This is a genomic window from uncultured Gulosibacter sp., from assembly GCF_963509965.1.
Taxonomy (GTDB): domain Bacteria; phylum Actinomycetota; class Actinomycetes; order Actinomycetales; family Microbacteriaceae; genus Gulosibacter.
Genome location: NZ_CAUPDE010000001.1, coordinates 1 through 20,251 on the forward strand (window position 1 = coordinate 1; position 20,251 = coordinate 20,251).

Consider the following 20,251-nt stretch of genomic DNA (forward strand, 5'->3'; position numbering starts at 1 on the left):
CGCATCACCTTGCCAAGGTGAGGGTCGCGAGTTCGAGTCTCGTCATCCGCTCCATTCGACCCCGGAGATCTAATCACCGGGGTGTTTTTAGTTGGTTTCGCATCCACAGCAGCTGCGCGAGAGCGGTCGCGCCACCCGACGTAGGATCGACAGCATGAAGTTTTCACTGTGGCGGCTAGCTGCGCCGCTTGCGATTTCGGCTGTGACACTCACCGGATGCTCGCTCATCGACGGTGGTGATGACGAGGCCAAACCCACGATCTTCGGCGAGGCAACCGAGTATCAAACGCTGGATGAACTCAAAGCTGCGTTCGTTACAGCCGGTGGTGAGTGCGACAGCTGGGAACCGGTCGATCCGGGTGACTACGACGCCGAAGCCGGCCGCTGCGGTGATTCGACCGTGCTGGCCGTTTATCACAACCCCGATCAGATTCCCGAGGTGGTGGCTCGCGCACAGCAGCTCGCCACCACAACTCACCTGCTGGTGGGTGAGAACTGGGTGGTCAACACCCCGAACCCCGAGAACTTCGTCGAGCAGCTCGGCGGAACCACCATCTATTGACATCGAGTCGGTGAGTTTCACCGGTTCATGCCGAAGCGCCGCGGCGTACGACGTAGACTGATGGTTTAGTCGCCGTATCGCGGCGTCGTGCTTTGCCCACCGGCCAAATCGTTGAGGAGAACCTCGTGTCAAATGACGCAATTGATCCTGCTGTCGCACCCTTCCGCGTCGAGGTGACCGAGACCACTGACGGATTTGCCCTATTTGCTGACGCACCCAAGCAGCCCCCGGTGGTGGCGATGCGCGTAAACGGTGAGCTGCGCGACCTGTTCCGGGAGGTCGTGCCCGGCGACGAGGTGGAGGCGGTGACGATCGACTCGCCGGACGGGCTGGACATTCTGCGGCACTCGACCGCGCACGTGATCGCGCAGGCGGTGCAGAGGCTCCATCCGGGCGCGAAGCTTGGCATTGGCCCGTTCATCGAGGACGGCTTCTACTACGACTTCGATGTGGCCGAACCTTTCACCCCTGAAGACCTCAAAGCGATCACCAAAGAAGCCCAGCGCATTATCAAGCAGGGCCAGCGCTTCGCGCGTCGCGTGGTGAGTGACGAGCAGGCCAAGCAGGAACTCGCAAACGAGCCCTACAAGCTTGAACTGGTTGGTCTCAAAGGCAACGCCGGTTCGGCCGACAACGAAAACGTAGAGGTGGGGTCGGGCGAACTCACCATCTACGACAATGTCGACCCGAAGACCGGCGAAATCTGCTGGTACGACCTGTGCCGCGGGCCGCATCTGCCCTCGACGCGATACATCGGTAACGGTTTTGCGCTGTTGCGTAACGCGGGCGCCTACTGGCGCGGCAGCGAAAAAAATCCGATGCTGCAGCGCATCTACGGCACCGCTTGGCCATCGAAGGAAGAGCTTCGTGCCTACCAGGCCCGTCTTGAGGATGCCGCCAAACGCGACCATCGACGGGTTGGTAAAGAGCTCGACCTATTCTCGTTCCCTGACGAGATCGGCTCATCGCTCGCGGTATTTCACCCGGCCGGCGGCATCATTCGGCTCGAGATGGAAGATCACTCGCGCCGCCGCCACATTGCCGAGGGCTACTCGTTCGTGAACACCCCGCACATCACCAAGGGGCATCTGTATGAGGTTTCGGGGCACCTCGACTGGTATCGCGACGGTATGTTCCCACCGCTGCAGATCGACGAAGAGCGCGATGGCGAGGGCAATATTGTCAAAAAGGGCCAGGAATACTTCCTGAAGCCGATGAACTGCCCGATGCACAATCTCATCTATTCGGCACGTTCGCGCAGCTACCGTGAACTCCCGCTGCGGCTGTTCGAGTTCGGAACGGTGTACCGCAATGAAAAGTCGGGTGTGCTGCATGGCCTGACCCGCACGCGCGGATTCACGCAGGATGACGCGCACATTTACTGCACCCGTGAACAGATGCGTGATGAGCTCGCGAAGACGCTCAGCTTTGTGCTGTCACTGCTGCAAGACTACGGCCTTGACGACTTCTATCTCGAACTGTCGACGAAGGATCCCGAGAAGTTCGTTGGTGACGACGAAGTCTGGGAGGAAGCAACCCGGACGCTCGCTGAGGTGGCAGCAGAGTCTGGTCTGGAACTCGTGCCAGATGAGGGGGGTGCCGCGTTCTATGGCCCCAAGATTTCGGTGCAGGCTCGTGACGCGATGGGTCGCACCTGGCAGATGTCGACCATCCAGCTCGACTTCAATCTGCCCGAGCGTTTCGATCTCGAGTACGCCGCCGCTGACGGCACCCGCCAGCGCCCGGTGATGATTCACCGAGCCCTGTTTGGCGCGATTGAGCGCTTTTTTGGTGTGCTTGTGGAGCATTACGCCGGCGCGTTCCCGATGTGGCTTGCCCCCGACCAGGTGGTGGGCATCCCGGTGGCTGAGGAATACGCTGACTATCTCAATGAGATTGTCGACCAGCTGCGGGCTGCGGGCGTGCGGGCCTATGTTGACGATTCGGATGACCGGATGCCGAAAAAGATTCGCAACCACACCAAGGCGAAGGTGCCGGTCATGCTGATCGCGGGTGAAGATGACCGATCGGCCGGCGCGGTTTCGTTCCGGTTCCGTGACGGTTCGCAGCGCAACGGTGTGTCGGTTGCTGAGGCGGTTGAACTGATCGGCCGGGCGATTCGCGAGCACCGCAACATCAATACCGAACAGGATTTGTAGTGGCTGGTGGATTCCTGGGCTTTCCCGAGGGTGAACTCGACGGTGTCGAGCTTCGTTCGGCGGGTGAGTTTGCCGGGGTGCCGGATACAATGCAGCGCACCTGGGTGCCGCACCGGATGACTTACGTTACTTCGGGGGATGAGCGGCGTGAACCGGATGCCGAGTGTCCGTTCTGTGCGGTGCCGAAAAAGAGTGACGCGGAGGGGCTCATCGTGGCTCGTGGTGAGTTTGCCTATGTGGTGATGAACCTGTATCCCTATAACTCGGGTCATTTGCTGGTGTGTCCCTACCGTCACATTCCCACCTACGATCTGGCCACCGACAATGAGGTGCTTGAGATTGCGCATCTCACGCAGCGGGCGATGCGGGTGCTTGAGCGAGTGTCAAATACGGCCGGCTGCAATATCGGTATGAATCAGGGCGAGGTCGCGGGTGCCGGGGTGGCGGGGCATCTGCACCAGCACATCGTGCCGCGCTGGTTTGGTGACTCAAATTTTTTGCCAATCATTGGTAAGACGAAGCCGGTACCACAATTGTTGGGGGATCTGCGGCAGCTGCTCGCAGACGCCTGGTTTGCAGACTGAGCGAGGGCACGGTGTACTGAGACTGGGCGCGGACACCAAAGTGATATACGTGCTTCACTCAGCAATCCCAGATAATATGAACGGCATTCTCCATCGCTGTAGACAATCCAAGGAAGGAACTCATGTCTGAATCGACTTCCGCTGCCCGCGGTACCGACCGCGTCAAGCGCGGTCTGGCTGAAATGCTGAAGGGCGGCGTCATCATGGACGTCGTCACCCCCGAACAGGCTCGCATTGCCGAGGACGCCGGTGCCGTTGCGGTTATGGCGCTCGAACGCGTGCCGGCCGACATTCGCGCACAGGGCGGCGTGGCGCGCATGAGCGACCCCGACCTGATCGACTCGATCATCGCTGAGGTTTCGATCCCGGTGATGGCAAAGGCTCGTATCGGCCACTTCGTTGAAGCCCAGGTGCTGCAGCACCTCGGTGTCGACTACATCGACGAGTCGGAGGTGCTCAGCCCCGCCGACTACGTTAACCACATCGACAAGTGGCAGTTCGACGTGCCGTTCGTGTGTGGTGCAACGAACCTCGGTGAGGCACTGCGCCGCATCAACGAGGGTGCCGCGATGATCCGCTCGAAGGGTGAAGCCGGTACCGGTGACGTTTCGGAGGCGATGAAACACATCCGCCAGATCCGTGGTGAAATCCGCGCGCTGCAGGGCAAGAGCGAAGACGAGCTCTACGTTGCCGCTAAGGAACTGCAAGCACCCTACGACCTCGTGCGCGAGGTTGCCGAAACCGGCGAGCTGCCGGTGGTGCTGTTCGTTGCCGGCGGTATCGCCACCCCGGCCGACGCCGCCATGATGATGCAGCTCGGCGCCGATGGTGTGTTCGTTGGCTCGGGTATTTTCAAGTCGGGTAACCCCGAGGCCCGCGCCGCCGCTATCGTACAGGCGACCACCTCGTTCGACGACCCCGGTAAGATCGCCGATGTTTCGCGCGGTCTCGGTGAAGCCATGGTCGGTATTAATGTGGCCGACCTGCCGGCTCCGCACAAGCTCGCTGAGCGCGGCTGGTGAGCCAAGCACCCGTAGGTATTCTCGCGCTCCAGGGGGCTGTGCGCGAGCATCAGCAGATGCTCGAAACGCTCGGTCGCCCGGTGCGGCGAGTCCGCGAGCCCGGCGACCTCGTCGGGCTCGCAGGCCTGGTTTTGCCCGGCGGCGAATCGACCGTGATGGATAAGCTCACCCGCCGCTATGGCGTTCGCGAACCCATCCGCACCGCGATTTCGGGCGGGCTACCGGTGTTCGGCACCTGTGCCGGACTCATTATGTTGGCCGACCGGATCGCAGACGGGATCGAGGGGCAGCTGACCCTCGGCGGTCTGGATGTGCTCGTGCGTCGTAACGCGTTCGGCTCGCAGGTTGATTCGTTCGAGGCCGATTTGCAGGTTCCTGAGCTCGGTGTGGAGCCGTGCCGGGCCGTGTTCATCCGCGCACCCATTGTTGAATCGGTGGGGGACAAGGTGCGCGTGCTCGCGAGCGTTGACGATCGAATCGTGGCCGTCGAACAGGGGAATCTACTGGGGCTGTCGTTCCACCCCGAACTCGCCTATGGCGATGTCCGCGCCGCTGGTGGCCGCCGCCAGGCTGCTGCCGCCGGTGAGCGGCGCTGGCACGAATATTTTCTGCGGCAGGTGGATGCGGCAGGGCTCATCATTACCGACGAAACCGGCCGGGTGACCGCACAGCAGCAGGCCGCAAACTAGCGCAACCTCGCAGCCAGTGACCGGGCATCCAACATCGGCGCAGCCAGTAGCGGGCAGCTGACCTCGCTGCCGCGATTGCCCCGCGAACCGAAAACTTTTGGTTCGCGGGGCAAACTGTTTTCCATCCCGTAACCGTCGGTTAACTCGTCTTGAACCGGTCGGCTACCATGTCGCCAGACCCATCTGGATGCGGCAAAGGGGCCGTATCGCGATCGGTCTGGAAGGAAAAGCAACGATGCAAATTCAAACCCAGCGGGGTTTGTCACGTGGTCGCATCCTTGCCGCAGCAACCGCTTTGGCAATGACGACAACGTTGCTGGCAGGCTATCCGCTGACAACCCAGCACGCCGCCGCGGACGAACTGTCACCCCGCCCAATAACGCATGCACCCGCTGACGACTATGTGGCACCGAGCTCATATCCGCAGCAGCAACCGCTGCCGGTGCCCGAAGCCAGTGACGATGACGCCTCGATTGCCCGAGGCGTTATGCCCTACCACGAGATCGCGCCGGCCATCAACGAAGTGATGGCGGCCAGCGACCGGGTTTCGGCACAGGTCGTGGGGCATAGCGTTGAGGGGCGAGACATCTATCTCGTAACCGTGACCGCCCCCGAGAGCGAAACCGAAACCGCTCGGCAGGCCGAGTTGCGTGACCGCATCCGTGACGATGCGGCATCGGTCACCGACGCCGAACTGGCCGAATACAAGGTGCCGGTGTGGGTTAACGCAAATATCCACGGTAACGAGTGGGAGGGCACCGATATTGCCCTCGATTCGATCCGAAAACTGAGCACCGACACGAGCGAGCAGACCAACGAGCTGCTGGCAAAGCACCGGTTTTATTTCACGGTGTCGATGAACCCAGACGGTCGCCACAATGGCACCCGTCGCAATGCCGAAAACTACGACGCAAACCGCGACATGATCACTTCGGCAACGCCAGAATCGCGAGTGCTGCGCGATCTCGCTCCTGTGATTCAGCCGACTTTCTACATCGACCTGCACGGCTACACCCGAGTGCTACAGGTGGAACCAACCGGCCCACCCCACGGTGAAAACTACGAATACGATCTGTTCCTGCCGCACGCCTACGACATGGCGCTGGCTGCCGAACAGGCCGTTGTCGAAGCTAATATTCCGGGCAACACCTACCTGGGTGAAGACGGCACGCCCACCGAGACAAACACCGGCAAGATCAAGATTCCCTACCGTGATATTCGCCAGGGTTGGGACGACTGGCCACCGATCTTTACGCCGCAATACCTGACCTTCTACGGGGCGATCACCAACACGGTCGAACTGCCGCACGGCCGCACCGACGACACCGAAACGAACCAGCGCAACTCCCGTATCAATATCGAGGTGGGTAATGTCGCCATGGATTCGTTCATCGCCTACATCGGCGAAAAATCGGATGAAGTCCAGGCGAACCAGCTGGAGGTATTCCGTCGCGGTAAGGCCGGTGAAGCCAAAGTAAATATTCCCGCCGATATCGACCCTGCCTCGGTTCCCGAACCGAACCAGTGGGCGGAAATCTGGGACGAAACCGACGTCTACACCACCGAGTTCCCGCGGGCCTATGTGACCCGCTTGGTGACACCCAGCGCTCCGAGACGAATGCCGGGCTGCTGGTCGAACAACTGCTGCACCACAACATCGAGGTGCAGCAGGCTCCCGGCGAGTTCACGCTCGGTGGCGTGACCTATCCTGCCGGAAGCTATGTCGTCGACATGCATCAGCCGCTGCGAGGTCTCGCGAACGCGCTGCTGGCTGATGGCCAGGACATCAGCGAGCGGGTGCCCGAAATGTACGACATCTCGGCGTGGAGTCTACCGCTGCTGTGGGGTGTCACGGTCGACCGTCACGGCACCAGTGGTGAAGCACTCGAGTTGCCGGTTAGCGACACTGTGACAGCTGCTGCTGTGACGAACAGCTCGGTGGCTGAAGCATCCGCGGCTGGCGACTATCTCGAGCTCATTCCCACCGGGCCCATCGAATACCAGGCCGTTAACGCACTGTTGGCTGCGGGCATCCCGGTTTCGGTGCTCGATGACGGACGTTTCATTATCGGCACCGATGCCGCGACCGCCGATACCGTGCAGCAGATTGTCGACCGCTACGGGGTGCGTTTCTCGGGCACCGACGGTCAAGCACTGTGCGAGGCAAACCGGGGCTACGCCCAGCCGCGGATCGGATACGTGGGTGCACCCGAAGAGCGGTTTGCCTTCGAACAGCTCGGATTCACCGATCTCACCGAGGTGTCAGTAGCTGCGCTCGAAGACGGCAGTGTCACCCTCGACAGCATCGATGTGCTCTGGATCGGAGACACCGCCAGGTTCAAGATCGAGGCCGGCAGCAACGCCGAACAGCAGCTGCAGGCCTATTTGGATGCGGGTAAGGGCGTCGCCGGTGAGGGCGAAACGGCTGCCACGATTGCCACACAGTTTGGTGTTGCCGAGATTACCGCGACGTCTGGGCCGGATACCTCTAACGGTATTGTGCGGGTGAGTGACGCGGTGGATGCGCCGCTGTTGGATGATTCACTGCAGACCGCTTTTGTTTATCCGGCCATCTGGTACGAGAACCTTGGTAGCAATGTGCGGGTAGAGCAGCGCTATGCCGACGCGGACACCTTCGTTTCGGGTCACTGGGGTGCGGGTGATGGCGCAACCGTGGAGGATGCGGCCGGTAAACCCTCGGTGGTGACCGTTAACGCCGAATCGGACGGACCTCGCATGGTGCTGATCGGGCACACGGTCAATTTCCGTAACCACCCGATTGGCAGCTACCTGTGGATCGGTCGCACCATCGAGTGGTTGGCGCCGGCGGGTGTTCCCGCGACGGCGCCCGACTGCGGCGAACCGCAGCCGACCGGCACCGCGGGCCCCACCGAGGCGCCGGGCGTGCCCACCGCAGCTCTGACCGGTGCGGGTGAGACAGCTCTGCCGACGGGCACCGCCGAAGAAACCGCCATCCCGGCCGACACTCCCAAGGCAGGTGGTCGACAGGATTCGGAGGCAGGGGCGCTGGCCACGACCGGTGCCGACGTGTCGATGCTGCCCCTTGGCACGATGATTGTCATCTTCACCGTGCTCGGGTCGGCGCTGCTGGCGCGTGAACGCAACCGTCGTCGAATCGACGCCGAGTAGCAGCGACACCAGCTAATTCAAGGGGCGGATGCAGCAAAACTGCATCCGCCCCTCGTGCCGCACCCCCGGCTGGTGAATTTTGTTTCCTGGCCTCAGAATTTTGTTTCCTGATTTTTGTTTTTCGGCTGCATCGTGGCGAGTTTTGGTCGGAAATGGCACGAAGTCGGCTGATTTGCAGTCAGGAAACAAATTTCTTCAACAGGGATGCAGCCAGGAAACAAATCTCTTCAACCGGATGCAGTCAGGAAACAAATTTCATCAACTGGGATGCAGTCAGGAAACAAAAATCTGCAGGGCTGGTGCGCGATAGGTGCGGGGCTGGTGCAGGAGTGATGCGGGGCAGGTGCGGCGATCGTGGCGTAGGGTCAAACTCGCGGCGGCCGGGGGAGTGGACGTGTGACTACCGACTCCGGAAGTTTCTCTCGGTGGGCAGCGCTAGAGTGACGGGCATGTCTGTGCTGTCACACCAGGAAGTATTTTCGGACTTTTCTGATCTCGTTGTCGCTTCACCCAGCTCGTATCACGCGGCCGAAAGCGTTGCGGCGCGGCTCGAAGCGGCTGGCTTTACCCGGCTCGGTGACGCTGATGACTGGGGCGGTGCCGCACCGAAGGGTCGCGTTGTTGTGCGGGACGGCGCGGTGATCGCCTGGCGTACCCCCGAGACAGTGACAAACACCACTCCTTACCGCGTGGTAGTCGCCCACACCGACTCACCCGGCTTCCGACTCAAGCCGGTGCCAAGCACCGAGCGGGCCGGATGGTGCTCACTCAATGCGGAAGTCTATGGGGGACCGTTGATCAACTCGTGGCTCGACCGCGATCTGCGACTGGCCGGTCGCCTAGTGCTTGCTGATGGCAGCACCACGCTGGTGGCAACCGAACCGGTGGCACGCATCCCGCAGCTCGCCATTCATCTCGACCGGCGCGTTAACGCCGATGGGCTCAAACTCGACCAGCAGCAGCACACACACGCGGTGCTCGGGCTGGCTGAAGGAACCGAGCCGCTGCAGCTTTTGGCCACGACTGCCGGTGTGGCGGTTGAAGATATTCGCGGCTTCGACGTCTTCTTTGTCGACTCGCAGGCCCCCGCACGTATCGGCAGCCGAGGTGAACTCATCGCATCCGGCCGAGTGGATAATCTGGCGAGCGTGTGGGCTGGAACCCGCGCGCTTATCGAAAACCAGCCCGCAGCTGGGGTCTCGGTGCTCGCCGCATTCGATCATGAAGAGGTCGGGTCAGCAACCCGCACCGGGGCAGCAGGGCCGCTGCTTGGCGAGCTACTTGAACGCCTTCAGCCCGAAGCTAACGTGCAAGAGCGCGGTGCATCACGTGCCGCCAGCTGGGTGGTGTCTAGTGACGTCGGGCACGCCGTCCATCCGAACTACCCCGAACGTCATGACGATGCGGTGCGCCCCATAGCGGGTAAGGGGCCGATCATCAAAATCAATGCCGATCAGCGTTATGTCACCGATGGTGCCGGTGAGGCACTGTGGCGGTCGTGCTCGGAAGCCGCTGGCGTTGCGGTGCAGTGGTTTGTTTCGAATAACATCATGCCCTGTGGTTCAACAGTAGGGCCGTTTATTGCCACCCGTTTCGGTATTCGTACGGTGGATGTGGGAATCCCAATCTTGTCGATGCACTCGGCACGAGAGCTCGCGGTGCTTGACGATCTTGACGGGCTCAGTCGAGTTCTGGGCCGCTTCATGGTGAGCGCACAGTAAAATAAACTGCTGTCTCTACGAATCTCAACCGGATCGGAAGGAATATGGCCGGACACTCCAAATGGGCGACTACCAAGCACAAGAAGGCGGCTATTGACGCCAAGCGTGCCAAGTCGTTCGCGAAGCTGATTAAGGGTATCGAAGTCGCTTCAAAGATGGGTGGTCCCGACCCAGCCGGTAACCCGACGCTCGCTGACGCCATCCAGAAGGCGAAGAAGCTGTCGGTTCCCAACGACAATATTGACCGTGCGGTTAAGCGCGGTGCCGGGCTCACCGGGGAGGCGGTGAGTTACGACAGCATCATGTACGAGGCCTACGCGGCAGGTGGTGTCGCCATGCTCATCGAGTGCCTCACCGACAACAAGAACCGTGCCGCAGCCGAGACCCGACTCGCGGTGACCCGGGCGGGTGGCACTATGGCCGACCCCGGTTCGGTGTCGTTTAACTTTGAGCGTAAGGGCGTTATCGCCGTCGCCAAACAAGATGGCCAGCCCGATGAAGACTCGCTGCTCGAAGCCGGTCTTGAAGCCGGCCTCGAAGAGGTTATTGACCACGGCGAGACCTTCGAGCTGCGCACCGAAGCCAGTGACATGGTGGCCGTGCGCACCGCTTTGCAGGAAGCTGGTATTGACTACGAGTCGGCAGAAGCCGAGTTCGTGGCAAATGTGACCGTGCCAGTCGATCTTGAAACTGCCAAGAAAGTGCTCGGCGTTATCGACTCGGTCGAAGACCTTGACGACGTACAGAACGTGTTCACCAATATGGAGATTCCTGACGACGTTCAGACACAGCTTGACGCTGAAGACGAGTAGCTGCGCGCAGATGTCACGCAGGATTCTCGGCATCGACCCCGGCCTCACCAGGTGCGGGGTCGGTGTGATAGATGTCGCAAACGCGCGCCGCTGTGAGCTGGTGCACGTGGATGTGGTGCGCACCGATGTCGATAGCGACCTAGCCAAGCGGTTGCAGGTGATCGGTGATGCGGTCGAGATACTGCTCGATAAATATCGGCCCGACGCTGTCTCAATCGAGCGGGTCTTCGCTGAGGCCCGCAACCTCAACACCGTGATGGGTGTGGCCCAAATCACCGGCATCGTGCTGCGCGAAGCCGCCAGTCGCGACGTCGCCACCGAACTCCATACTCCGAGCGAGGTTAAAGCTGCTGTGAGCAGTTACGGCCGTGCTGACAAAGCCCAGGTGCAGGAGATGGTGCGGCGCATCTTACGGCTCAAGTCTGCACCCAAACCGGCGGATGCTGCCGATGCGCTGGCACTTGCCATCTGCGCCGCCTATCAATCGCCGATTGCGAAAATCGCGCCGCATTCACGCAATCACGGTTCGGTCGACTCGGCCGTGCAGCGGGCCAGCACCCCGGCTCAGGAAGCGTGGCTCGCCGCCGAAGCAGCCGCGAAACGGCCCCGTCGCCGCCTAGGCTAGCGACGTGATTGCCCAGCTTTCCGGTTCTATTGTTCAAATCGGCGCCGCTTCGGCCGTGCTCGATGTGCAGGGCGTTGGTTATCGAGTGCTCATCACGGCCGCGCACGCTCTGCAGTTGCGCAACGGGGAGCACACGACCATCGTCACCGAACTGGTGGTGCGCGATGACGCCCTGCAGCTGTACGGCTTTCGAAACATAGCCGAGCGCGAAGTGTTTGGCCTGCTCATCTCGGTATCGGGAGTGGGCCCGAAGTCGGCGATGGCGGTGCTGGGTCAGCTAAGCCCTGCCGAACTCGCCGAGGCCGTAGCCAACGATAACGAGCGCGCTTTTAAGACGGTGCCCGGGGTGGGCCCAAAAACCGCCAAACTCATCTTGCTGCAATTGAAGGGCAAACTCGCGGTAGCGCAACCTGCAGCTACTGAACCGGCCGTGAACCCGACCACGAGCGTGGTGGCCGACGATGTGATCGAAGCGCTGGTGGGGCTTGGAACCCAGCAGAAACAGGCGGCGGCCGCGGTAGAAGCAGTGCTTGAACGCGGCGCCGATGATGCCCGCGATGTGCAGTCACTGCTACGAGCCGCGCTGCAAGAACTGGGGAACCGGCGATGATGGATGCGACTAACGAGTACGACCGGCTACTGCCGGAAGAATTGCAATCTACCGCCGAACTCGAGTTTGAATCATCGCTGCGGCCGCGCACGCTTGATGAATTTGTTGGGCAGCAAAAAGTACGCACACAACTTGATCTATTGTTGCGCGCCGCGAAACTCGACGGTCGTGCCCCCGACCACATCCTGCTGGCTGGCCCGCCCGGGCTTGGTAAGACCACCCTCGCGATGATCGTCGCCGAAGAAACCGGCAACGCGTTGCGCCTCACCTCGGGCCCGGCCTTGCAGAACGCGGGTGATCTCGCGGCCGTGCTTTCGAGCATGGTCGAGGGCGAAGTGCTGTTTATCGACGAGATTCACCGCATGGCACGCACCGCCGAAGAGATGCTCTATCTCGCGATGGAAGATTTTCGCATCGACATCATGGTTGGCAAGGGTGCCGGTGCCCAGTCGGTGCCGCTTGAACTGCCGCGATTCACGGTTGTGGGAGCCACCACGCGCGCCGGACTTTTACCGGCACCGCTGCGGGATCGATTCGGTTTTACCGCGCATCTTGAATTTTATGATGATGACGAGCTTGAGCGGGTGCTGCACCGCACCGCGAACCTGCTCGCCGTGGAAGCTGCAACTGATGCGCTCGCTGAAATCGGCCGTCGTTCGCGCGGCACGCCGCGCATCGCGAACCGCCTGTTTCGCCGCGTGCGCGACTGGGCACTCGTGCACGATACCGCGCTGGATGTGGCGGCAGCCCGCGCAGCGCTAGAACTGTACGACGTGGATGCGCGGGGTCTTGACCGTCTTGACCGAGAAGTGTTACGGGCGCTCATTCAGCGCTTTGGGGGTGGCCCGGTTGGTGTTCGCACTCTGGCGGTAACGGTGGGGGAAGAACCCGATACGGTCGAATCGGTAGTAGAGCCGTTCTTGGTGCGCACCGGGCTGATTGCTCGAACGCAGCGTGGACGGATCGCCACACCTGCGGCCTATGAGCATCTTGATATGCAGACGCCTGGCTTATAATCGGTTCGTTTGCCGTGCTGGGCAATACCAGCCGACCGCATCAACCAACTCTGGGAGTTCATCTTGCAAGAAAACCTCGCGCTTTTGCTGCCCCTATTTCTCCTCGTACTCATGATGGTGTTCATGTGGCGTTCCAACAAGAAGAACCGGGAGCGCCAGCAGCAGATGCGTGCTGAACTGGCTCCCGGGGTTGAGGTGATGACCCAGGGCGGTATTTTCGGCACCCTGACTGAGGTTGACAGCGATGAGAATATTGCCATCATCGAGAGCACACCGGGTACCAGCCTCAAAGTGCACCTGGCAACTATTGTGAATGTGATCAGCCCCGAAGTGGTGGTACCTGACGATGCCAGCTCACTGACCGACAACACCTCGGTGGTCGATGACTCGGCGAACAGCACCCCAGCCGAGTCGGTCGCGACTGAATCTGACGCAGTGACCACTTCGCTTGCCGACGCCGCAGATCTGCCCGAAGAAGACGGTAACGACGAAGCCGACAACGAACAACCAAAGGCTTAGTGGCACGTGGCTGGGAAGAATCGAACATCGGCTGCCACACGGGCAGCGCGCAATTCACTTATCTGGCTGACCCTGATCGTGCTGGCGCTGACCACCCTCAACTGGGTGGCTGTGAACTGGCAGCAGGGCAGCTGGGTGCCGAAACTTGCTCTCGACCTTGAGGGCGGCACCCAGGTCGTGCTGGAAGCCAAACTGGCCGAGGGGCAGGCGGCTCCATCACCAGACCAGATGGCGCAGGCGGTGTCGATTATTCGCCAGCGGATTGATGCTGCGGGTGTTTCGGAAGCCGAAATCACCACCCAGGGCGGTCGCAATGTGGTCGTTTCGGTGCCGGGTGAGATGGATGACGAGACCCGTCGCCGGGTGGAATCGAGCGCGAAGCTTGAGTTCCGTCCGGTGCTGCTGGCTACCGAAGCGACCAATGTGCAGGAACTCAGCCCCGAAGACCTCGGCGTCGACCCGAATAACCCCGAGCCTGAACCTGAACCCACCGATGCCAGCGATAAATCGCAGGTGACAAGCGAACGGCTGATCGAATTTGCCGGTTACGACTGCGCCGCCGAGCAGGCCCAGACGACACAGATTGCCGACCCGAAAAAGCCGCTTGTCACCTGCAACACCGACGGCACCGAAAAGTATCTGCTTGGTCCCGTAGAAATTGAAGGCTCGTCGATACGCGACGCAACCGCCGGTATGGGAACGAACTCGCAGGGTGTCGCCACGGGGCAGTGGGTGGTCAACCTCGAGTTCGACGACACCGGCACTAAACAGTTCCGCGAAGTAACCACCCGACTGAACGGCTATCTCACCCAGCCCGATCCAGAAACCGGACAGCTCGATCAGAGCCGGGGCCGCTTCGCGGTGACGATGGATAACCGAGTCATCACCGCCCCAACGGCGGAAGCGGTGATCACTGATGGCAAATCACAGATCAGTGGTTCGTTTACCGAGGCGTCGGCCAAAGAACTGGCCGACCAACTCAAGTTCGGTGCGCTGCCGTTCAACTTCGAAACCAAGTCGAGCCAGACCATCTCGGCAACGCTCGGCAGTTGGCAACTGCAGGCGGGCCTAATTGCCGGTGCGATCGGTTTGACGCTGGTGGTGATCTATTCGCTCGTGCAGTACCGTGCACTCGGGCTTGTGACCGTTGCCTCGCTGGTGCTGTTGGCAGGGCTGACCTATCTCGTGGTGACACTCCTGTCGAGCCAGGAAGGCTATCGGCTCTCGCTAGCGGGTGTGGCCGGTTTGATTGTGGCGATCGGTATTACGGCCGACTCGTTCATTGTCTATTTTGAGCGCATTAAGGACGAACTTCGCGAGGGCCGCACCCTCGCCGCCGCTGTCGAACACGGCTGGAGCCGCGCTATCCGCACAATTCTCGCTTCGGATGCGGTGAACTTCCTGGTTGCGGGCGTGCTGTTCATTGTGGCCGTGGGCAATGTGCGCGGCTTCGCCATCACGCTCGGGATCACCACACTGATCGACCTGTTGGTGGTGACGCTGTTCACGCACCCGCTGATGCAATTGCTGGCGCAGACACGCTTTTTCGGCGGCGGCCACCCAATGTCGGGTCTTGACCCGCGGGCATTGGGGGCTGTCTACCGCGGCCGCGGCGAGTTCGCACCGCGCCAGCGCAAAGACACCAGAGCGCTGTCGAAGCGCAATAGGGGAGCTGCCGGTGAAGCGCAGCGCAGGCAGACCCTGGCCGAGCGTCGGGCTGCTGAGGCGCGCGCCGCATCCGAAACCACAGCAGCGACGACGGGGGACAAGCAGTGAGCTTCCAGCAATTTGGTAACGACCTCTACACCGGCGCACGGTCGATCAACTTCGTTGGGAAACGGAGAATCGCATTTGCGATTGCGACGCTCATGATCGTGCTCTCGGTGCTGGCACCACTGGTGCGCGGTGGATTCAACCTCGGTATCGAGTTCACCGGCGGCTCTGAATTTCAGGTTTCGAACCCCGCCACCACCGATCAGACACTGGCTACCGAAGCGGTCGCCAAAGTGACCGAGACACCCGCTCGCGTGCAGGAACTTGGCGATGGTTCGATTCGACTGCAGACCGATCAGCTCACGGACGAGGCGAACTTGCAGGTACGTGCCGACCTCGCGGCTGCCTACCAGGTCGAAACCAGTGATGTTGCGGTGTCAACGATCGGACCCTCATGGGGTGCGGATATTACCCGCCAGATGCTCATCGGTGTGGCCGTTTTTTTGGTGATCGCCTCAGTGTTTATGGCGTTCTACTTCCGCACCTGGAAGATGTCGTTGGCGGCGATACTTGCGCTTATGCACGATCTGGTCGTGACCGCGGGCATCTATACCATTACCGGTATTGAGATCACCCCGGCTGCAGTGATCGGTTTCCTGACGATTCTCGGCTACTCGCTGTATGACACAGTGGTGGTGTTTGACAAGATTCGTGAGAACACGTCGCCGCTCGACGGCACCAGCGGCCGCACTTTTGTTGATTCAGTAAACCTCGCTATCAACCAGACGCTCGTGCGCTCGATCAACACTTCGGTGGTGGCGCTGCTGCCGGTGGCGGGCATCCTGTTTATCGGTTCGTTCCTTATGGGAGCCGGTACACTGCGAGATATCTCGCTGGCACTGTTCATCGGCATGATTGTGGGCACGCTCTCAACGATCTTCCTCGCCGGGCCGCTGTATGCTCGGCTGCGGATGCAAGAGGCCAAGGTTCGTGAGCACGACAAAGCGGTTGAGGCGACTGCGGCACGCGTAGAATAGTCGGCTACGCGAGGGTCTCGGCGTCCTAACTTGCGGTGACAGCTCGCGCAGTTGAAGGAGGGCACGTGTCGGATACGGGATCAAACTCGCGGCGCGGCCTGGTAGCGCGCATTTTCACCAAACCAGTTGCCCACCAGGAGCTTGAACCGCTGGTGCGCACGCTTCGGCGACAAGACCCGAAAGCGGATATTCCGCTGGTGCAACGCGCTTATGAGGTGGCCCGCCGGCAACACGAGGGGCAGTTCCGGCAGTCGGGTGAACCATATATCACCCATCCGGTCGCTGTGGCGAAGATTCTCGCCGAGCTCGGGGTGGGCCCGGTGACGGTGGCTGCCGCTTTGCTGCATGACACGGTAGAAGACACCGATTACTCACTCGAACAGCTCACTCAAGATTTCGGCGATGAGATTGCCATGCTCGTCGATGGTGTCACCAAACTCGACAAAGTGACCTATGGAGATTCGGCTCAGGCCGAGACCGTGCGCAAAATGGTTATCGCGATGTCGAAAGACATTCGGGTGTTGGTGATTAAGCTCGCCGACCGTCTCCACAATGCGCGCACGTGGCGGTATATGCCCCCCGAAAAGGCGAAAAAGAAGGCCACTGAGACACTCGAGATCTACGCGCCACTGGCACACCGCATGGGTATTCAGACCATGAAGAATGAGCTGGAAGATCTCTCGTTTGCGGTGCTGCATCCGAAGATCTATCAAGAAATTAACCGCCTGGTAGAAGACCGGCAGCCGCAGCGCGAAAAGTATTTGTCGAAGGTGATGGCACAGGTGCGTGCCGATCTGCGGGAAACTCGCATCCGCGGTGATGTGGTGGGGCGGCCGAAAGAGCTCTATTCGATCTACCAAAAAATGGTGCGGCGTGGGCGTGACTTTGATGAGATTTACGACCTGGTCGCGCTGCGCATCATCGTTGATACGGTGCGTGATTGCTATGCCGCACTCGGTGCTATTCACGCACGCTGGATGCCGATGCCGGGCAGGTTTAAGGATTACATCGCAACACCGAAATTTAACCTCTACCAGTCGCTGCACACCACAGTGATCGGCCCGGAGGGTAAACCGGTCGAAATTCAAATTCGCACCGAAGAGATGCATCTGCGAGCGGAATACGGTGTGGCTGCGCACTGGATGTATAAGCAGCAGGCCACCGGTGGCAAGAACGTTGCCCGCGAAACCAATGATCTTGCCTGGCTGAAACGCATTAACGACTGGCAGCAAGAAACCAGTGACTCGCAGGAGTTTCTCGACTCGCTGCGATTTGAAATTGGCAGCAACGATGTCTACGTGTTCACGCCGCAGGGGAAGGTGATTGGGCTGCCGCAAGAAGCCACCCCGGTTGACTTTGCCTATGCGATTCATACCGATGTTGGCCATCGCACGATGGGCGCTAAGGTGAACTCGCGGCTGGTGCCCCTTGACACAAAACTCGTGAATGGCGACACGGTCGAGATTTTCACCTCGAAGAACCCGGATGCTGGCCCCAAACAAGATTGGCTGCAATTTGTAGCCTCCCCCCGAGCGCGCAATAAAATCCGCCAGTGGTTCTCGAAAGAACGCCGCGACGAGGCCATCGAGCAGGGACGTGAGCAGCTGGCCAAAGCCATGCGGCGTGCCGGAATCCCGATGTCACAGGATGTGGTGCAGGAGGCAATTGCCACCGTTGCCTCACGGCTGACTTACCAAGACGTGTCGGGACTCTACGCGGCAGTTGGCGATAACCACGTCTCTAGTCACAACGTGATCGAGAAACTTCGCGCCGAACTTAACACCGAGTCGGATTCGGCAACCTCGATCTCGGAGATTGCCCCCGAAGCGGGGGTGCGGCCGCGAGTTACCAGCGAATCGGGCGTGCTGGTGCGTGGTGCGCCAGATATTCTCGTGAAGGTTGCAAAATGCTGTACGCCGGTGCCGGGAGACGAGATTGTCGGGTTTGTGACCCGTGGGCAGGGCGTTTCGGTGCACCGTTCAGATTGCAATAATGTGTCGGCACTCGACGAATCACGCAAAATCGAGGTTGAGTGGGCCCCCAACTCTGACGCGCTTTTCCTCGTGAATATTCAGGTGGAAGCGCTCGACCGCGCGGGGCTGCTTAACGACATCACCCAGGTGCTTTCTGAGCATCACGTGAATATTCTTTCGGCTTCGGTACACACCACAAAGTCGCGGGTGGCGGTATCGAAGTTCACTTTTCAGATGGGCGATACCACGCATCTTGACCGGCTGCTGGCAGCGGTGCGCCGCATCGAGGGGATCTACGATGTTTACCGAGTGCGGAACAACTAACCGCCGCTGCTCAGCGGCGAGTCGCTGGGGACAAACAGTTCAACATCGGCGATTTGCAGCCGGTTTTTGACGGGGATGCGCCGGTTTAGCCAACGCACTCGTTCGGTGGGTGGCAGTCGTCGAGTGGAGTTGCGGGCGATCACTATCTCGTTTGGCGGGCGACCGCCGCGGATGATCCACCGTGCGGTCGCTTCGACGAACACTCGTCCCGGCAGCCACAGCGGCCGTAAACTCGCCGCACGGTCGAAAGCGGTGGGGACCACGCCGATTGGCAAATAAAACTCGTAGCCGTCGATACCGTGTCGCTGGATATCACCGTCACGTCGCATGGCTTCAAGCTCAACCGTGGTCAGCCCGCGCAGCGAGTCGTGCACGTGTGGAGCGAAAGAAGAGTGATTGGTCACGAGACGATCTTGACCGAAAAACAAGTCACCCGCCCGGGCTATCCACAGGCAGGTGACTCGTTACCGTTGGTGCAGCCGGTTAACCGATTGCGCGCAGCCACTGGCGGCGAGCTTCGAGTGCTTCCTCGGCCTCTTTGATCTTGCGGTTATTGCCGCTGGCCTTGGCCTGTTCGAGCTCTTGCTCGAGCTTGGCGATTGCATCCTGCAGCTGCGAGGCCATACCGGTCTGGCGAGCCTCTTTCTCGGGGTCGGTGCGATTCCAATGATCGTCATCGAGTTTGCGCACATGCTGCTCGATCTTGCGCAAACGCTCCTCGATCTCTTTGAAACGCTCCCTCGGTACCCGACCGATCTCGTCCCACTTGGTTTGGACACCGGTGAGCCGCTTGCGAGCCTCGTGACGGTCAGTGAGTTCGAGGATGGGTTCAGCCTCGCTCAATAGTGCAAGCTTGGCGTCGAGGTTCGCCGCAAACTCGGCGTTATCGCGTGCCTCAATCTCATGTTTGGCGGCAAAGAGCACGTCACCGGCAGCCTTGAACTCAGCCCACAGCGCGTCATCGTATTTGCGTCCGGCACGGCCAACCGACTTCCACTCGTCGAGCAACCGGCGGTATTCAGGGATGCCGTCGGCACCCTTGGGGGCGAGGGCCTCGGCTGCGGTGATAATGCGGCGCTTGGCGTCTCGAGCTTGCTTGTGCTGCGCGTCGAGGCCGGCAAAGAACTTGCGTCGCTCCGAGTCGAGGTGAGTGCGGGCGGAGCGGAAACGCTTCCAAAGTGCGTTGGCTTCACCCTTGGGGATGCGTGGGCCCTCTTTCTGGTGCTGCTGCCAACGGGCGAACAGCTCATCAACCTTCGCCGAGGTGCGCTTCCATTGGATACTTGCCGGGGGCTGGGCCGCGAGCTGTTCGATTTCTACGACGATCGCTTCGCGGTGGGCGATCGCCTCGGCGAGCTGCTGCTGTTGCTGTTCGTGCTGCTGCTCACTGAGTTTTTCGAGATCGGCACTGATTGCGTTCAGGCGAGTGCGCAGGCTTTCGAGGTCGCCGACAGCGTTGGGGGTGACGAGCTGTTCCTGAAGTGACTTTGCACCCTTGGCGATATCACCCGGGTTAGCGCCCGAACGTACCCGCTGTTCGAGCAATTGCAGCTGGCCGGCCAAGTCATCGTATTTCCGAGTGAAGTAGGCGAGCGCCTCTTCGGGGGTGCCATCGGGGTACTGGCCTACCTGGCGCTCCACGCCGCCGTCGGTGACATAGACAGTGCCGTCGGTTTCAACTCGGCCGAAGGGGTGCTGGGGGAGTTCAGACATGACTGGTGATTCCTCAGTTGCT

At 60.6% G+C, this 20,251-nt stretch carries 18 protein-coding genes; 16 read left to right on the forward strand and 2 right to left on the reverse strand.

Annotation, left to right across the window (positions count from 1 at the left end):
* The first annotated feature begins 154 nt into the window (after nt 1–154).
* The 16 genes from RQ865_RS00005 (at nt 155) to RQ865_RS00080 (ending at nt 18,516) form a co-directional block, all read left to right on the forward strand.
* Nucleotides 155–562: a hypothetical protein gene (locus tag RQ865_RS00005; RefSeq protein WP_311476372.1), complete on the forward strand. Its 408-nt coding sequence runs from the start codon at nt 155–157 to the stop codon at nt 560–562.
* A gap of 239 nt (nt 563–801) precedes the next feature.
* Nucleotides 802–2,721: a threonine--tRNA ligase gene (thrS, locus tag RQ865_RS00010; protein ID WP_311477020.1), complete on the forward strand. Its 1,920-nt coding sequence runs from the start codon at nt 802–804 to the stop codon at nt 2,719–2,721.
* Between the two features lie 89 nt (nt 2,722–2,810).
* On the forward strand, nt 2,811–3,305 hold the full coding sequence (locus RQ865_RS00015) for an HIT domain-containing protein (protein ID WP_311477022.1): 495 nt from the start codon (nt 2,811–2,813) through the stop codon (nt 3,303–3,305).
* A 122-nt stretch (nt 3,306–3,427) separates the two neighbouring features.
* A complete protein-coding gene (pdxS, locus tag RQ865_RS00020; protein ID WP_311476374.1) occupies nt 3,428–4,327 on the forward strand; it encodes a pyridoxal 5'-phosphate synthase lyase subunit PdxS in 900 nt (299 codons plus the stop codon).
* Between the two features lie 56 nt (nt 4,328–4,383).
* On the forward strand, nt 4,384–5,016 hold the full coding sequence (gene pdxT / locus RQ865_RS00025) for a pyridoxal 5'-phosphate synthase glutaminase subunit PdxT (RefSeq protein WP_311476376.1): 633 nt from the start codon (nt 4,384–4,386) through the stop codon (nt 5,014–5,016).
* A gap of 235 nt (nt 5,017–5,251) precedes the next feature.
* Entirely contained in the window at nt 5,252–6,718 is a 1,467-nt protein-coding gene (locus RQ865_RS00030) for a M14 family zinc carboxypeptidase (protein ID WP_311476378.1), read from the forward strand.
* On the forward strand, nt 6,679–8,166 hold the full coding sequence (locus RQ865_RS00035) for a hypothetical protein (RefSeq protein ID WP_311476380.1): 1,488 nt from the start codon (nt 6,679–6,681) through the stop codon (nt 8,164–8,166). The genes RQ865_RS00030 and RQ865_RS00035 overlap by 40 nt, the downstream gene beginning before the upstream one ends.
* A 449-nt stretch (nt 8,167–8,615) precedes the next feature.
* Nucleotides 8,616–9,887, forward strand: a complete 1,272-nt coding sequence (locus tag RQ865_RS00040) for a M18 family aminopeptidase (RefSeq protein WP_311476382.1) — start codon at nt 8,616–8,618, stop codon at nt 9,885–9,887.
* 44 nt (nt 9,888–9,931) lie between these two features.
* On the forward strand, nt 9,932–10,699 hold the full coding sequence (locus RQ865_RS00045; protein ID WP_311476384.1) for a YebC/PmpR family DNA-binding transcriptional regulator: 768 nt from the start codon (nt 9,932–9,934) through the stop codon (nt 10,697–10,699).
* 10 nt (nt 10,700–10,709) lie between these two features.
* A complete protein-coding gene (gene ruvC, locus RQ865_RS00050; RefSeq protein ID WP_311476386.1) occupies nt 10,710–11,324 on the forward strand; it encodes a crossover junction endodeoxyribonuclease RuvC in 615 nt (204 codons plus the stop codon).
* 4 nt (nt 11,325–11,328) lie between these two features.
* A complete protein-coding gene (gene ruvA / locus RQ865_RS00055) occupies nt 11,329–11,934 on the forward strand; it encodes a Holliday junction branch migration protein RuvA (protein WP_311476388.1) in 606 nt (201 codons plus the stop codon).
* A complete protein-coding gene (gene ruvB / locus RQ865_RS00060) occupies nt 11,931–12,950 on the forward strand; it encodes a Holliday junction branch migration DNA helicase RuvB (RefSeq protein WP_311476390.1) in 1,020 nt (339 codons plus the stop codon). The genes ruvA and ruvB overlap by 4 nt, the downstream gene beginning before the upstream one ends.
* A 9-nt stretch (nt 12,951–12,959) precedes the next feature.
* Complete coding sequence (gene yajC / locus RQ865_RS00065) at nt 12,960–13,469, forward strand: preprotein translocase subunit YajC (protein WP_311476391.1); 510 nt, start codon at nt 12,960–12,962, stop codon at nt 13,467–13,469.
* Nucleotides 13,470–13,475: 6 nt separating this feature from the next.
* Entirely contained in the window at nt 13,476–15,245 is a 1,770-nt protein-coding gene (gene secD / locus RQ865_RS00070; RefSeq protein WP_311476394.1) for a protein translocase subunit SecD, read from the forward strand.
* Nucleotides 15,242–16,219, forward strand: coding sequence for a protein translocase subunit SecF (gene secF, locus RQ865_RS00075; RefSeq protein ID WP_311476396.1), 978 nt, complete (start codon nt 15,242–15,244; stop codon nt 16,217–16,219). The genes secD and secF overlap by 4 nt, the downstream gene beginning before the upstream one ends.
* A gap of 65 nt (nt 16,220–16,284) precedes the next feature.
* Entirely contained in the window at nt 16,285–18,516 is a 2,232-nt protein-coding gene (locus tag RQ865_RS00080; RefSeq protein WP_311476397.1) for a bifunctional (p)ppGpp synthetase/guanosine-3',5'-bis(diphosphate) 3'-pyrophosphohydrolase, read from the forward strand.
* Here RQ865_RS00080 and RQ865_RS00085 read toward each other — a convergent pair.
* Together RQ865_RS00085 and RQ865_RS00090 are read right to left on the reverse strand one after the other, a co-directional pair.
* Complete coding sequence (locus RQ865_RS00085; protein WP_311476399.1) at nt 18,513–18,920, reverse strand: hypothetical protein; 408 nt, start codon at nt 18,918–18,920, stop codon at nt 18,513–18,515. The genes RQ865_RS00080 and RQ865_RS00085 overlap by 4 nt on opposite strands.
* A gap of 79 nt (nt 18,921–18,999) precedes the next feature.
* On the reverse strand, nt 19,000–20,229 hold the full coding sequence (locus tag RQ865_RS00090) for a DUF349 domain-containing protein (protein ID WP_311476401.1): 1,230 nt from the start codon (nt 20,227–20,229) through the stop codon (nt 19,000–19,002).
* Nucleotides 20,230–20,251: the final 22 nt, after the last annotated feature.